This is a genomic window from Sphingopyxis sp. LARHCG72, assembly GCF_052871675.1.
The window spans coordinates 64610-78045 of record NZ_JBIXJU010000005.1 but is presented as its reverse complement, the minus strand read 5'-3'; the positions used below and the strand labels follow the sequence as shown (position 1 = coordinate 78045).

Here is a 13436-nt window from a genome sequence, read left to right as displayed (position 1 = left end):
TACAGGGAATAAAATATGACCGACACCGCGAAAATCACGCTGGGCGACAAGACCGTCGACAGCCCTGTCCTGTCGGGCACCGTCGGCCCCGATGTCGTCGATATCCGCAAATTCTATGCGCAGACCGGCGCGTTCACTTACGATCCGGGCTTCACCTCGACCGCGAGCTGTGAATCGCAGATTACCTACATCGACGGCGACGAAGGCGTGTTGCTCCACCGCGGTTACGCCATCGGCGACCTCGCCGAACATTCGAGCTTCATGGAAACCTGCTATCTGCTGCTCAACGGCGAACTGCCGAATGCGCAGGAACTGGCGGACTTCGACAACACGATCACCCGCCACACGATGCTGCACGAACAGCTCGCGACCTTCTACCGTGGTTTCCGCCGCGACGCACATCCGATGGCCGTCATGTGCGGCGTCGTGGGCGCGCTTTCGGCCTTCTACCACGACTCGACCGAGATCCACGATCCGCACCAGCGGATGATCGCCAGCCACCGCCTGATCGCCAAGATGCCGACGATCGCCGCGATGGCGTATAAATATTCGGTCGGCCAGCCGTTCGTCTATCCCGACAACAAGCTGAGCTACACCGGCAATTTCCTGCGCATGACCTTTGGCGTGCCCGCCGAAGAATATGAGGTTGTTCCCGCCGTCGAGCGTGCTCTCGACCGCATCTTCATCCTCCACGCCGATCATGAGCAGAATGCGTCGACCTCAACCGTGCGTCTCGCGGGTTCGTCGGGTGCGAATCCCTTCGCGTGCATCGCGGCGGGCATCGCCTGCCTCTGGGGCCCCGCGCACGGCGGTGCGAACGAAGCCGCGCTCAACATGCTGCGCGAAATCGGCCGTCCGGAACGCATTCCCGAATATATCGCGCGCGCGAAGGACAAGGACGATCCGTTCCGCCTTATGGGCTTTGGCCATCGCGTCTATAAGAATTACGACCCGCGCGCGACCGTGATGCAGAAGACCGTGCGCGAGGTATTCGACGCGCTGAAGGTCAACGACCCCGTGTTCGAAGTCGCGCTGCAGCTCGAAGAAATGGCGCTGAGCGATCCCTATTTCGTCGAGAAGAAGCTGTTCCCGAACGTCGATTTCTATTCGGGTGTGATCCTGTCGGCGATCGGTTTCCCGACGACGATGTTCACCGCGCTGTTCGCCCTCGCCCGCACCGTCGGCTGGGTCGCACAGTGGAACGAAATGATTTCGGATCCCGCGCAGAAGATCGGCCGTCCGCGCCAGCTTTACACCGGCCCGACGCACCGTCCGTTTGTCCCGGTCGACAAGCGCTAAGCTGAAGTTCCCGGACGTTTTTCGAACGGCGGTGCAGGCAACTGCGCCGCCGTTTCGATTCAGGCGTCGCGCGCCGGGAGGCTCAGCGTGAAGCGCGCGCCCTGCCCCGGCGCGCTGTCGACGGTGAGGTCGCCGTCCATAGCGCGCGCCAGACGGCGGGCGATATAGAGGCCGAGGCCCGAGCCCCCGCTGTCGGTGCGACCCAGCCGCTCGAACTTTTCGAACACAACCGCCTGCTGGTCGGCGTCGATGCCCTGCCCCTGATCGGCTACGGTCACCGTCGCGCGGTCGCCTTCGCGGTCGACACGGATCCAGATTTGCGAATCGTCGGGCGAATAGCGGATCGCATTACCGAGGAGGTTGAGCAGAACCTGCAGCACGCGCCGGAATTCGCCCGTCGCCGGCGCGCGGTCGTCGGTACGCGGTGCGTCGATCCGAATGCCTTTTTCCTCGGCCTTCATCCCGAGCAGGCCGACCGCGCGCCGCGCAAGGTCGCCAAGGTCGATTTCGTCGCGCGCGGCCTTGAAGCCGGGCCGTTCGATATTCTGCAGGTCGGCGAGGTCATCGACAAGGCCGAGCAGGTGACGCCCGGCGTGGGCGATATCGCCGGCGTAACGTGCGTAGTCGGCCCGGATCGGGCCGTCGAACTGCCCTGAAATCGTCTCGGCCGTCGCAATGATGCGGCTCAGCGGCCCGCGCAGCGCGCCATCGATGCGGCGTCCGAACTGCGGATCGGACAAGGGGAGCGACCCGAAAGCCGGATCGACCAGCGCCCCGCCCGCCTTGGGTTCGGCCGACGACTGCTTATCGACAACGACAGCAAGGCCGCGGAAGCCGGTGAAACGGCCGGTGGCGTCGAACAGGGCTTCACCGGACAGGCTCATCGCCATATCGGCCACCCGGACGCGCTGTCCGTCGAAGCGCGATTGCCGAGCCAGCGCACGCAGCACCGGGAAGCGCCCGTCTTCGTCGGGTTGGAGTTCGAACAGTTCCGAAAGCGATCGCGCCTCCCAACCGTCGGGGATCGGCGGCGCGTCGGTTGCGGCGCGCAGCGCAACGATGCGCAATTGCTGGTCGCATTCCCACGTCCAGCCTTGCGGAGCGGCGGCGCTATCGCCGATCGCCGGAATTTGCGGCTGTGCGAGCGGACGGGTGCGCCAGTCGGTAATCTCGAGGCTCGCACCGTCGGCATCGGGCGTGATGCGCACGAGTGCGTGGATGTCGCTATGGTCGTCGGCCGCGTAAAGCGGGCGGCTGATGTCGCGGTGCAGCCGCTGCGCCAGCGTCACGAGACGCGCGAGATGCGGCAGCGCCAGTGGCTTGTCGAGCCCGGCGCCCGCGCGCTGCTGCAAGCGCAGCAGCGGCGCGTCGGCACTCACCAGCGCTCCCGTCCGGTCGATCCGGCCCCGGATGACGCGTTCGCTCATTGCGCCCGTCCCGGCGCAGGAAAATCTGCAAAATCCGCCCCGCTCACCGCGCGCGCCGGCAACATCGCGAGCGACGCCTCGAGCGGCGCGAGCGCAGCGTGATCGAGACGGAGTGGCGCCAGCAGCGACGGCAACGCGGCGGTCTCGGCGGTCATCAGCGCGACAGCCATATCATCATAGGCGCGGCGATGCGACGCTGCGGCGAGCGCGATCAGCGTCGGCCAGTCGTGCCGTGCGATCGCGGCAGCCGCCGCATCGGGCCGTGCGGCACCCAGCGCTTCGCTATAGGCGGCGCCCGCGCCGGTGATTCCCGTTTCGTGCCCCTGCCGCTCGGTTGCGGATCGCACTGCCTCGCCCAGTTCGCGGGCTCGTTTTCCGTCCTTGGCCACTTCGGCCAGCCGCCAGGCCGCGATGTCGAGCAAGAGCGCACGGAAAATGTCTTCGCCGATGTCCGCAACGGCCAGCGCCGGATTGCCCAAGGCATCGAACCGGCGTCGATCGGCGATCTGAAGCGCCAGATAGGCTCGCTCGACATCGGACAGCGTCTCGACGACCGTTGGCGCCTCGGCGATCGACGCGGCCGGTTCGGACAGAATAGGCGGCGGGGTCGACCGCTGCACCGATTGCTCGCGCCAGCGGTGCTCTTCGGCGCGCGCGAAACAGATGCCCGCGAGCCGCGCCGCACACGGCAATCCGCCGCGCAGCCACGCGTTCCACAAACCAGCAGGATCGATTCCAGGGTCGAGGCGCGCGGCGACTTCGACGACCAGCCGACGCGCGATCCCCAAGGACAACGCACGCTGCTCCTCGGTCAGCCGCCCTGCCGCGGGTGCGGCGAAATAATCCGCCAGCTCGCGCAGGCGCGCCGACAGTGTCGGCGACGGCGGATCGATGCCGGGCGAGGAGACGGATTCACTCATGCGCATCCGCCAATAACAGCATGGCGTTAATAGGCCTTAAACCTTCAAGGCCATTGTTCTAGCGCGCTTCCGGGCGCCGCGCGAGCCGCAGCCAGAGCAGGATCTGGAACAGCGCGAGCAGCGGCAGGATCGCGAACATCAGCGGCGCGAAGCCGAACAGCAGGGCGGGCGCCAGCAATATCCACGCCTGATCGGCGTCGGGAAGCAGCCAGTGGAAGCGCCTCTTCTCACCCGAATCCTCGTACAGCGAGCGTGCCAGCAGGATCGTCGCGGCGAGGCATGGCGCCAGCGCTGCTTCCGAAAATGGCGGCATCTTGTGCTCCGGACCGGCGAGCGACAACAGCCAGGGGAAGATCGCGAGCAGCACCCACGCAAAGCCCCGGATCACGTCGCGCGCGCGGTCCTGCGCCGCGCTTTCGGCGCGAAAGGCTGACAGGAAGCGCATCGCCGCCAGCGCCAGCCCGCCGAGTATCGCCACCATCGCCCCCGCCGCCGCCAGCCCGCTCGCGGCGAGCAAGCCGACCGCAACCCACAAAAGGGCAGTGACGTAGGGCAAATAGCGTGCGGTCTTCGGCGACTTGACGATCAGCGGCCCCGCGAGCCGGATCAGCGGCATCATGATCGCCGATCGGCCCAGTCCCATGCCGCCATATTCGACCTGTTGCAGGCTCGACTGTTCGATCAGCGCCGCGGTCGGACGGTCGGTAACGATCGCGATCTCGCCCTGCTCGAACAGCGCAGGTTCGCAATAGAGCCGTCGTGCGCTCGATTGCACCGCGAGCCGTAGCAAGGTGAGCATCATGTCCCACTCGCCGGGCATCGCGGCGAGTTCGGCGACCATCGTATCCGAAATACACGCAAGCCCGCCCCAGCGGCGCGTCGCATCGATCCGTTCGAATGTCTGCGTCAGCGGGGTGTCGCCGGTGACGAGGATTGCAGACGATCCGGGCCGGGCAATCGCCGCATAATGCGTTCCGCCCGCGCGAAGCCCGTCGGCGACGAGGATGATCCGGTCGTCACCCTCTACCAGCCCCATCAGGTCGGGCGCGGCCCGCACGGGGGTCACCTTGACGCCGCGGCGGCGAATGCGATCGCAAGTCGCAAGCAACTCTGCAGGAACCGCACCCACTGCAACGGCGATGTGCGTCACACCGACGTCGGAAAGGCGCGCGGCCTGCCGCTCGATCAGCGTTTCGCCCGCGACCGTGACGAGCGCGCGAAGCGACCCGTCGGGCAGCGTTTCGCTGGCGCCGACCAGCGCAATCAGAGCCATCGGCGCAACGGTTTTTCAGCAGCGGTCATCGCAGCGCAGCTTTACGGCCGAACGGGCGATTGGCAAGTCCCACGGCGACGCGCGATGACGCCACGGCTTCACCCTGTTTTCCTCTGCTTTTCCTGCCTTTTCAGCCCGCAAAAATTTGGCCGGAAAATGACCGAATCGCTGGTCTTTCCACCCGCCATCGGCTAGGCCAAATCTATCTCCCGAAAGAGCAGAAAAAGGCCGGGTCTTGACCGAAGAAAATACGCCTATGCAGCCGTCTGAGGATGGCGTGTCGTCGATCAACATCGTCGATGAAATGAAGACGTCCTATCTCGATTACGCGATGAGCGTGATCGTCAGTCGCGCGCTTCCCGACGTGCGCGACGGGTTGAAGCCGGTGCACCGCCGCATCCTCTATTCGGCGTTCGAGAGCGGCTATGTCGCCGGACGGCCTTACCGCAAGTCGGCGCGCATCGTCGGCGACGTGATGGGTAAATATCACCCGCACGGCGACAGTTCGATCTACGAAGCGCTCGCGCGCATGACGCAGGACTGGTCGATGAGCGTGCCGCTCGTCGACGGTCAGGGCAATTTCGGGTCGATGGACCCCGATCCGCCGGCGGCGATGCGTTACACCGAATCGCGCCTCGCAAAGGTCGCGAACACACTGCTCGGCGATCTCGACAAGGATACGGTCGATTTCCAGCCAAACTACGACGGGTCGGAATCCGAACCGACGGTCCTTCCCGCGCGCTACCCCAACCTCCTCGTCAACGGAGCTGGCGGCATCGCGGTCGGCATGGCGACCAATATTCCGCCGCATAACCTCGGCGAAGTGATCAACGCGACGCTCGCGACGATCGACAATCCCGAAATCACCCTCGATGACCTGATGGCGATCATCCCGGGCCCCGATTTCCCGACCGGCGCGACGATGCTGGGCCAGGGCGGCGCACGCAACGCCTACGCCACAGGCCGCGGCTCGATCATGATGCGGTCGACCTATGTCATCGAGGAGGGACGTGGCGATCGCCAGTCGATCGTGCTGACGTCGATCCCCTTCCAGGTCGGCAAGTCGGGTCTCGTCGAAAAGATCGCTGAAGCAGCGCGCGACAAGCGCATCGAAGGCGTCGCCGACATCCGCGACGAATCGAACCGCGAAGGCGTGCGCGTCGTCATCGAACTGAAGCGCGACGCGACCGCCGAGGTCGTGCTCAACCAGCTCTGGCGCCACACGCCCGCGCAGTCGAGTTTCCCCGCCAATATGCTCGCGATCCGCGGCGGTCGCCCCGAAATGATGGGGCTGAAGACGATCCTCGAGGCGTTCATCGCCTTCCGCGAGGAAGTCATCACCCGTCGCTGCAAGTTCGAGCTCGCGAAGGCGCGCGACCGCGCGCACATCTTGCTCGGTCTCGTCGTCGCGGTCAGCAATCTCGACGAAGTCGTCCGTATCATCCGCGGCTCGTCCAGCCCGGCGGCGGCGCGCGACGCGTTGCTGGCACGCGAATGGCCGATCGGCGACATCGCGCCCTACATCCGCCTCGTCGAGGCAATCGACGGCGAAATGGACGATAGTTCGAGCTATCGCCTGTCGGAAATCCAGGTGAAGGCGATCCTCGACCTCCGCCTGCATCGCCTGACGGCACTCGGCCGCGACGATATCGGCAACGAACTCAAAGAGCTCGCAAGCGAAATTGAGGGGCTGCTTGAAATCCTCGCCGACCGCGAAAAACTCTATGTCGTGATGCGCGAAGAACTGATCGCGGTGCGCGACGAATTCGCGAAGCCGCGCCGCACGCTGCTCGCGCCCGCCGCCGACGGAATCGACGACGAGGATCTGATCGAGCGCGAGGAGATGGTCGTCACCGTCACCCTCGACGGCTATATCAAGCGCACCCCGCTCGACACCTTCCGCGCCCAGCGCCGCGGCGGCAAGGGCCGCGCCGGCATGGCAACGAAGGACGAGGACGTCGTCACCGAGCTGTTCGTCACCTCGACGCACACGCCGGTGCTCTTCTTCTCGACGCTCGGCAAGGTCTACCGCATGAAGGTGTGGCGCCTGCCCGAGGGCGGGCCGGCGACGCGCGGCCGCCCCATGATCAACCTGCTGCCGCTCGGCAAGGACGAGACGATCTCGACGGTGCTGCCGCTGCCCGAAGACGAAGCCGAATGGGGCAAGCTGCACGTAATGTTCGCAACCGCCAAGGGCAATGTGCGTCGTAACAGCATGGACGCCTTCACCAACGTGCCCTCGAACGGCAAGATCGCGATGAAGTTCGAAGGCGAGGACGAGGACGACCGCCTGATCGGTGTCGCACTGCTCGACGAAAGCGACGATGTGCTGCTCGCGACGCGTCAGGGCAAGGCGATCCGCTTCGCCGGCGACGACGTTCGTGAATTCCAGAGCCGCAATTCGACGGGTGTGCGCGGTATGCGCCTCGCCGACGGCGACGAGGTCATCTCGCTGTCGATCCTGCATAAGGTCGGCACCACGAGCGAGGAACGCGAAGCCTATCTGCGCGCCGCACCGTGGAAGGATAACGAGAACGAACCGACGCTCGATGGCGACCGCATGGCCGAACTCGCCGCGCGCGAAGAGTTCATCCTGACTGTCTGCGCTAATGGTTACGGCAAGCTCTCGTCGGCCTATGAATATCGCCGCACCGGTCGCGGCGGTCAGGGGATCACCAACATCGACAATATCGGCCGCAACGGGCCGGTCGTCGCAAGCTTCCCCGCCACCAAGGTGCATCAGCTGATGCTGGTCACCGACCAGGCCAAGCTGATCCGCATGGGCCTCGATTCGATGCGCGTCATCGGCCGCGGCTCGGCGGGTGTGCGCCTGTTCGACGTCGCCAAGGACGAGCATGTCGTCTCTGCGGCGCTGATCGAGGAAAGCGACGAGGAAGAAGTCGAAGGCGTGGAAGCGGCCGAAGGCGACGCGCCCGAAGCCGAAACCCCGACCGAGGCCGCGCCCGAATGACCGCCTCGACGGCCTTCAAGGTGCTGACCCAGCAGCAATGGGCCGATTTCGAGCGCGAGCGCGTGTTCCGCGGGGCGCCGGTGGATATTGCCGACGGCTATATCCACCTGTCGACCGCCGAACAGCTCGAAGCCACGATCGCAAAGCATTTCGCGGGCCAGACCTGCCTGATGATCGCCGAGGTGGACCTGCTCCTCCTCGGCGACGCGATCCGCTGGGAACCCGCGCGCGAAGGCGAGTTGTTCCCGCACATTTATGCGGAACTGCCGATCCATGCTGTGGTGAGCCTGCAACGACGCGACTGACGTCAGATCGGCCGCATTCGTCTGCCTTCGCGGTTAACGGAGCTTCGCTCTCCACGCGCGAACCGCAGCCATCGACTTTTCGATATGCGCCTGCGGCTTGGGGTCGGTGTAGCTCATCAGGATCGTGCCGTTCGGGGCGATCACATAGGACGTCCGGTTGGAGAGCATGGTCCCGTCGGGTCGACGCATCGTCGAATCATATTTCGCCGCGACCGCCGCACCGGGGTCGGCCGCGACCGCGAACTTGTCGCGGCATTCGGATTTCGAAAATTCGGCGACGCGCTCGATATTGCCCGCCGTCACGCCGATGACACGCGCGCCCTGCCGGTTGAAGTCGTCGCTCGCTTCGGCGAACAGATGCGCCTCGACCGTGCAGCCGGGCGTGAAGGCGGCCGGAAAGAAATAGAGCACGACCGGCCCGTTGCGGAGCGTCTGCTTCAGCGACAGGGTGAACGGCTTGCCCCCTTGCGCCGCCTTCAGCGTGAAATCGGGTGCCTTCGCGCCTTGCTGAAGCGCGGCGATGCCCGACGCCGGAACGACGGCCAGCGACAGGCCGAGACCCGTCACCATCGCGAATTTCATCAGGCTTTTCATCTGCGGCCTCCACATCGGCGACAGGAAAGCTCCTGCCATGATGTGCACTCTACCGCGATATTCGGCGAGGGCAATCGGGCCAATATCGGCGCCTCGGCAGACGCCGCACCAGCGCGAGCCAATTGACACGCACGGTGCGGGCGTCACCCCCGAAAAGCTATCGCCGAATTAACAGCGACGACCGCCGCGGTCGATCTCGCGTCCGATCAGCGCGCCCGCGGCACCGCCGATAATCGTGCCGGGAAGGCGGTCACCGTAACGGTCGACCTCGCGCCCAAGCAGCGCGCCGGCGGCGCCGCCGACAATCAGGCCGGTGGTTCCGCTACCGCGCTTGCAATAATAGCGGCGGTCCCCGCGATAATGATTACGCCGGTAGTCGCGGCGGTTATCGCGCCGGTAGTCGCGATACCGGTCATGGTCCCGATCGCTGTAATAGCTATGGCGGTGGTGGCGGTCGCGCGCCTCCGCCTCTGCGGGCAGCGCCGCCACGGTGCTGGCACCGATCAGCGCGGTCAACGCCAGTCTTTTTAGCAAGAACATCTGTCTTCTCCGTCTTGCCCCCCGCGGCCGAAATTAGGGAAGCAAAGATGGCGCTTGGCTGAACTGCTCCCAGTACCAGGCCCAAGGCGTATCGGTTCGGCGACATTTCGGGGCGGTCTGGCGCGCCCAATTGACCGCGCGCCGCAAACGGCGCAGCATCGCGCCATGACGCTCACCATCACCCCCAGCGGCCAGGCCTGCGGCGCTCACATCACCGGTGTCGACCTGACGCAGCCGCTAGCGCCCGAAACCGTCGCCGAAATACGCGCCGCGTGGCTCGATCATCACGTGCTCGCCTTTCCCGACCAGCCAATGAGTGAGGACGATCTCGAGCGTTTCACCGGCTATTTCGGCGGTTTCGGTGACGATCCCTTCATCCGCCCGATCCCCGGGCATGAGCATATCATCGCGGTCAAGCGCAAGGCGGACGAGACCGCGCCGCTCTTCGCCGAAAACTGGCACAGCGACTGGAGTTTCCAGGCGCGTCCGCCTGCGGGAACCTGCCTCTTCGGGATCACCATTCCCCCGGTTGGCGGCAACACCGAATTTGCGAACCAGCACGCCGCGCTCGATGCGATGCCCGCCGATCTCCGCGCGCGTGTCGAGGGATTAAGGGCGATTCACAGCGCGCGCGCCGGCTACGCGCCCTCAGGCATGTATGGCGCGAACGACAAGGACCGCAGCATGGACATTCGCTCGGGCGACGAAGCGCTTGAAACGCAGCTCCATCCCTTCGTCCGCGAACATCCCGAAACGGGCCGCCCCGGCCTGTTCGGCTGCGCGGGTTATATCATCGGCTTCGACGGGCTCGACGACAGCGAGGGGCTCCCCCTCCTCTACGAACTCATCCAATGGCAGGGCCGCGAGGAATTTCGCTATAGCCACGAATGGGAACCCGACATGCTGATCATGTGGGACAATCGCTCGGTCCTTCACCGCGCGACCGGCGGTTATGACGGCTATGATCGCCTGCTTCACCGTACAACGATCGCCGCGTGGGACGGATAGCGAAACTCCAGCGACCCGCCATGCGTTGCTCCGGACAGAAGGAGCAAGAATCATGACCCTCCCCAGCAACGCCCTCGTCCTCGTCGCAGACGGCCGCAAGGCTCTATTCCTGCGTAACCAGGGCGACGACCGCCAGATCGACTTGCGCACGACCTCGCATCGGGAACGCGAGGACCGCAAGGACAGCGACATCAAGACCGATGCCGCGGGCCAGTCGCCCGCGCCCGCCGGCACCGGCCTTCCGGGCGGCACGATGGGCGAACCTGATTTCCACCAGCAGGAAGAAGACCGTTTCGCGCGCGAGCTCGCCGAAAAGATCAACGCAATGGCGCTCGCGGGCAAGTTCGACGCGCTGGTCGTCGTCGCCCCCGCGCGCACCATGGGCGAGCTTCGCCCGCTCTGGCACAAGGAAGTCGGCGCCCGGATCGTCGGCGAGCATGTCAAGGAGATGACCGACCGGCCGATCTCCGACATCGAGGCGCTCCTCATCGGCGAGGGCGCCCCGCCATCCTGATCAGGCGCGCGCCTCTTTCGACAACGTGCCCACCACGCCCCACGCGATCAACGCCTGCCCGGCGAAATAGAGCGGCCAGACCAGCCAAATCCGGGCGTCCTTCGAAATCACGCCGCCCTCGCCCGCAAAGATGAACAGGTCGCTCGCGAGGAACAGCATCGCGCCGATCCCCGTGCGGTAGCGCGGAAAGCGGCTGGTCCATGCTGTGCCCGCCATCGCGGCGACGAACAGCGAATAGACGGCGGCGTGCCACCAGCCCGGCGCCGGGCTCAGCATCGCCCAGACGATCACGAGCGTCGCCGGCATCGCCAGCCAGCCGAGCAGGCGCTGCGACGGGGTCGTCTGCGGCCGTCGTTTCATCAGGTACAAGGCAATCGCGATGATATGCCCTACGACGAACGCCACCGCGCCGGTTTCCAGCCCCTTCGCATCGAGCAGCCAGTCGCCGAGCGCGTCGAAACCCAGTGCCGCCGCGATCAGCCAGCCATTCCGTTCGCGCGCATTCGCCGCGGCCCACAGCGCAAGCAAGCCGACTCCGCTCGTCTTCCACGCCCAGATCGCCGGGCCGTCGAGCCGCTGATACACCGCGAAGAAGAAGCTGATCCCGCCAGCCAGCGCCAGCCACCACAGCCATCGCGCCCGATCCCAATCCTGCTTGCCGCCCATCCTCCGCCCCTTTGCATCTTGCCTTCAATGGCCTAGTGCGCGGCAACTGCCGTGCAAGTCAACCAGCGCGCGCGGCTCCACAAGCACAAGTCAACGGATAGCGTAAATGGGTCACGACATTCACATCATCGGCGGCGGCCTCGCCGGATCCGAAGCTGCATGGCAACTCGCCGAGGCGGGATTTCGCGTGCGGCTCTCCGAAATGCGCGGCGGCGGCGACATGACCCCCGCGCATCAGGGCGATGCGCTTGCCGAGATGGTGTGCTCCAACAGCTTTCGCAGCGACGACGGCGACAGCAATGCCGTCGGCCTCCTCCACCGCGAGATGCGCACGCTGGGTTCGATCATCATGCGCGAGGCCGACGTGCACAAGGTCCCCGCGGGCTCGGCGCTCGCCGTCGACCGCGACCTCTTCTCGGGCGGCGTGACCCGTGCGCTCGAAGGGCACCCGAATATCACCATCGTCCGCGAACGTGTGGACACACTGCCGACCGAGGGCCTGACGATCGTCGCGACAGGCCCGCTCACCGCAGCCAGCCTCGCCTCCAGCATCGGCACCGCGACGGGCAAGGACGCCCTCGCCTTCTTCGACGCGATCGCCCCCATCGTCTACCGCGAGAGCATCGACATGGACGTCGCCTGGATGGCGAGCCGCTGGGACAAGGTCGGGCCGATCGGCGACGGCAAGGATTATATCAACTGCCCGATGGACAAGGACCAGTACCACGCCTTCGTCCAGGGACTGGTCGACGGTGACAAGACCGAATTCAAGGATTGGGAAAAGGACACGCCCTATTTCGAAGGCTGCATGCCGATCGAGGTGATGGCAGAACGCGGCCCCGAAACGCTGCGCTTCGGCCCGATGAAGGGCGTCGGGCTCGACAATCCGCGGACCGGGCGCTGGCCCTACGCCGTCGTCCAGCTCCGTCAGGACAATGCGCTCGGCACGCTGTGGAATATGGTCGGCTTCCAGACCAAGCTGAAGCACGCTGCGCAAGTCGAGCTGTTCCGCACGATCCCCGGCCTCGAAAAGGCCGAGTTCGCGCGGCTCGGTGGCCTTCATCGCAACAGCTTCATCCGCTCGCCCGAATTGCTCGACGGCCAACTGCGCCTCAAATCGGCGCCGCACATCCGCTTTGCGGGGCAGATCACGGGCTGCGAGGGTTATGTCGAAAGTGCAGCGATCGGCCTCGTCGCCGCGCGCTTCGCGGCCGCCGAGCTCGGCGGCCGCGATTTGCCGCCGCCGCCAGCAGAAACTGCGCTCGGCGCGCTGCTGGGCCACATCACCGGCGGCGCCGATGCCGCGAGCTACCAGCCGATGAACGTCAATTTCGGCCTCTTTCCGCCGCTCGCCGAAGATGTCCGCAAGAAAGACCGCAAGCTGGGCTATACGCAGCGTGCAGGGACGGCGCTGGCCGAATGGGTCAAAGCCGCCGACGGGGTCGCCGCTTAACAGCTACATTTCGGCTTGGCCGCGCGCTTGGGCGCCGTCGTCGCGAACTCGACCCGCGTCAGGTCACCCGACTTGTCGCGATCGGCGCCCGCAAAGCGTTCGCCCGTCGCGGCCGCCCATTCTTCGAACGTCAGCAGGTTATTGCCGTCCTTGTCGAGCTTGCGGAATGCCGCGGTGCGCGATGACATCAGCTCGACGCGGCTGATCTTGTCGTTGCGGTCGCGGTCGAAGCGGTTGAAGCGCCGTTCCTCGCGCGACGCTTCCTTGGCAGCGGGCAGCGCCGGCGGCGCGGGTCCGCGCTTCGGGGCATTGGCGGCGGCCACGGGGATCGCGGGCAAATTGGGCGGCGGGTCGGGCAAGACCTCTTCCTCGGCGATCTGCGTATAGCCCTTCCACATGAACAGGCCGCCGGTGAGCAAGAGCGCGCTCGCGACGCCGCCGATCAGAAAACGGGAAACCGCCATAC

General features: G+C 65.8%; 13 protein-coding genes. 6 read left to right on the top strand and 7 right to left on the bottom strand.

Annotated elements, in window-relative coordinates:
- Positions 1-15 precede the first annotated feature (15 nt).
- Positions 16-1299, top strand: coding sequence for a citrate synthase (locus ACIPPQ_RS12610; RefSeq protein ID WP_327454643.1), 1284 nt, complete (start codon positions 16-18; stop codon positions 1297-1299).
- A gap of 59 nt (positions 1300-1358) precedes the next feature.
- Here the strand turns inward: ACIPPQ_RS12610 and ACIPPQ_RS12605 are convergent, their stop codons facing one another.
- From ACIPPQ_RS12605 to ACIPPQ_RS12595, 3 genes are read right to left on the bottom strand one after another with little or no spacing between them, the layout of a single operon-like run.
- Positions 1359-2726: a sensor histidine kinase gene (locus tag ACIPPQ_RS12605; protein WP_446544431.1), complete on the bottom strand. Its 1368-nt coding sequence runs from the start codon at positions 2724-2726 to the stop codon at positions 1359-1361.
- Positions 2723-3646, bottom strand: a complete 924-nt coding sequence (locus ACIPPQ_RS12600) for a hypothetical protein (protein ID WP_446544430.1) — start codon at positions 3644-3646, stop codon at positions 2723-2725. The genes ACIPPQ_RS12605 and ACIPPQ_RS12600 overlap by 4 nt, the downstream gene beginning before the upstream one ends.
- Before the next feature lie 58 nt (positions 3647-3704).
- Positions 3705-4919 (bottom strand): hypothetical protein, encoded by a 1215-nt coding sequence (locus ACIPPQ_RS12595; protein WP_446544429.1) that lies wholly within the window; start codon positions 4917-4919, stop codon positions 3705-3707.
- Between the two features lie 256 nt (positions 4920-5175).
- Here ACIPPQ_RS12595 and gyrA point away from each other — a divergent pair, with 256 nt between their 5' ends.
- Positions 5176-7890 carry a DNA gyrase subunit A gene (gene gyrA, locus ACIPPQ_RS12590; RefSeq protein ID WP_446544428.1) on the top strand — a complete coding sequence of 905 codons (2715 nt, stop codon included), beginning with the start codon at positions 5176-5178 and terminating at the stop codon, positions 7888-7890.
- Positions 7887-8195 carry a DUF952 domain-containing protein gene (locus ACIPPQ_RS12585; protein ID WP_446544427.1) on the top strand — a complete coding sequence of 103 codons (309 nt, stop codon included), beginning with the start codon at positions 7887-7889 and terminating at the stop codon, positions 8193-8195. The genes gyrA and ACIPPQ_RS12585 overlap by 4 nt, the downstream gene beginning before the upstream one ends.
- 33 nt (positions 8196-8228) lie before the next feature.
- On the opposite strand, the gene ACIPPQ_RS12580 is transcribed toward ACIPPQ_RS12585, so the two are convergent.
- Together ACIPPQ_RS12580 and ACIPPQ_RS12575 are read right to left on the bottom strand one after the other, a co-directional pair.
- Positions 8229-8789 (bottom strand): peroxiredoxin, encoded by a 561-nt coding sequence (locus ACIPPQ_RS12580; RefSeq protein WP_446544426.1) that lies wholly within the window; start codon positions 8787-8789, stop codon positions 8229-8231.
- A 168-nt stretch (positions 8790-8957) separates the two neighbouring features.
- A complete protein-coding gene (locus ACIPPQ_RS12575; RefSeq protein ID WP_446544425.1) occupies positions 8958-9329 on the bottom strand; it encodes a glycine zipper 2TM domain-containing protein in 372 nt (123 codons plus the stop codon).
- 165 nt (positions 9330-9494) lie between these two features.
- Between ACIPPQ_RS12575 and ACIPPQ_RS12570 the strand changes: the two genes are divergently transcribed.
- Positions 9495-10337 (top strand): TauD/TfdA dioxygenase family protein, encoded by an 843-nt coding sequence (locus tag ACIPPQ_RS12570; protein WP_446544424.1) that lies wholly within the window; start codon positions 9495-9497, stop codon positions 10335-10337.
- Positions 10338-10389: 52 nt separating this feature from the next.
- Positions 10390-10851, top strand: a complete 462-nt coding sequence (locus ACIPPQ_RS12565) for a host attachment family protein (protein WP_446544423.1) — start codon at positions 10390-10392, stop codon at positions 10849-10851.
- Here the strand turns inward: ACIPPQ_RS12565 and ACIPPQ_RS12560 are convergent, their stop codons facing one another.
- Positions 10852-11517, bottom strand: coding sequence for a lysoplasmalogenase family protein (locus ACIPPQ_RS12560; protein WP_446544422.1), 666 nt, complete (start codon positions 11515-11517; stop codon positions 10852-10854). It lies immediately after the preceding gene.
- A 106-nt stretch (positions 11518-11623) separates the two neighbouring features.
- Between ACIPPQ_RS12560 and trmFO the strand changes: the two genes are divergently transcribed.
- Positions 11624-12970, top strand: coding sequence for a methylenetetrahydrofolate--tRNA-(uracil(54)-C(5))-methyltransferase (FADH(2)-oxidizing) TrmFO (gene trmFO, locus ACIPPQ_RS12555; protein WP_446544421.1), 1347 nt, complete (start codon positions 11624-11626; stop codon positions 12968-12970).
- Here the strand turns inward: trmFO and ACIPPQ_RS12550 are convergent.
- Positions 12967-13434, bottom strand: coding sequence for an EF-hand domain-containing protein (locus tag ACIPPQ_RS12550; protein ID WP_327454621.1), 468 nt, complete (start codon positions 13432-13434; stop codon positions 12967-12969). The genes trmFO and ACIPPQ_RS12550 overlap by 4 nt on opposite strands.
- Between the last annotated feature and the right edge of the window lie 2 nt (positions 13435-13436).

Excerpts from the sequence above, each read along its gene's own strand:
- ACIPPQ_RS12610 (WP_327454643.1), top strand. The coding sequence starts at position 16 with ATGACCGACACCGCGAAAATCACGCTGGGCGACAAGACCGTCGACAGC.
- ACIPPQ_RS12605 (WP_446544431.1), bottom strand. The coding sequence starts at position 2,726 with ATGAGCGAACGCGTCATCCGGGGCCGGATCGACCGGACGGGAGCGCTG.
- ACIPPQ_RS12600 (WP_446544430.1), bottom strand. The coding sequence starts at position 3,646 with ATGAGTGAATCCGTCTCCTCGCCCGGCATCGATCCGCCGTCGCCGACA.
- ACIPPQ_RS12595 (WP_446544429.1), bottom strand. The coding sequence starts at position 4,919 with ATGGCTCTGATTGCGCTGGTCGGCGCCAGCGAAACGCTGCCCGACGGG.
- gyrA (WP_446544428.1), top strand. The coding sequence starts at position 5,176 with ATGCAGCCGTCTGAGGATGGCGTGTCGTCGATCAACATCGTCGATGAA.
- ACIPPQ_RS12585 (WP_446544427.1), top strand. The coding sequence starts at position 7,887 with ATGACCGCCTCGACGGCCTTCAAGGTGCTGACCCAGCAGCAATGGGCC.
- ACIPPQ_RS12580 (WP_446544426.1), bottom strand. The coding sequence starts at position 8,789 with ATGAAAAGCCTGATGAAATTCGCGATGGTGACGGGTCTCGGCCTGTCG.
- ACIPPQ_RS12575 (WP_446544425.1), bottom strand. The coding sequence starts at position 9,329 with ATGTTCTTGCTAAAAAGACTGGCGTTGACCGCGCTGATCGGTGCCAGC.
- ACIPPQ_RS12570 (WP_446544424.1), top strand. The coding sequence starts at position 9,495 with ATGACGCTCACCATCACCCCCAGCGGCCAGGCCTGCGGCGCTCACATC.
- ACIPPQ_RS12565 (WP_446544423.1), top strand. The coding sequence starts at position 10,390 with ATGACCCTCCCCAGCAACGCCCTCGTCCTCGTCGCAGACGGCCGCAAG.
- ACIPPQ_RS12560 (WP_446544422.1), bottom strand. The coding sequence starts at position 11,517 with ATGGGCGGCAAGCAGGATTGGGATCGGGCGCGATGGCTGTGGTGGCTG.
- trmFO (WP_446544421.1), top strand. The coding sequence starts at position 11,624 with ATGGGTCACGACATTCACATCATCGGCGGCGGCCTCGCCGGATCCGAA.
- ACIPPQ_RS12550 (WP_327454621.1), bottom strand. The coding sequence starts at position 13,434 with ATGGCGGTTTCCCGTTTTCTGATCGGCGGCGTCGCGAGCGCGCTCTTG.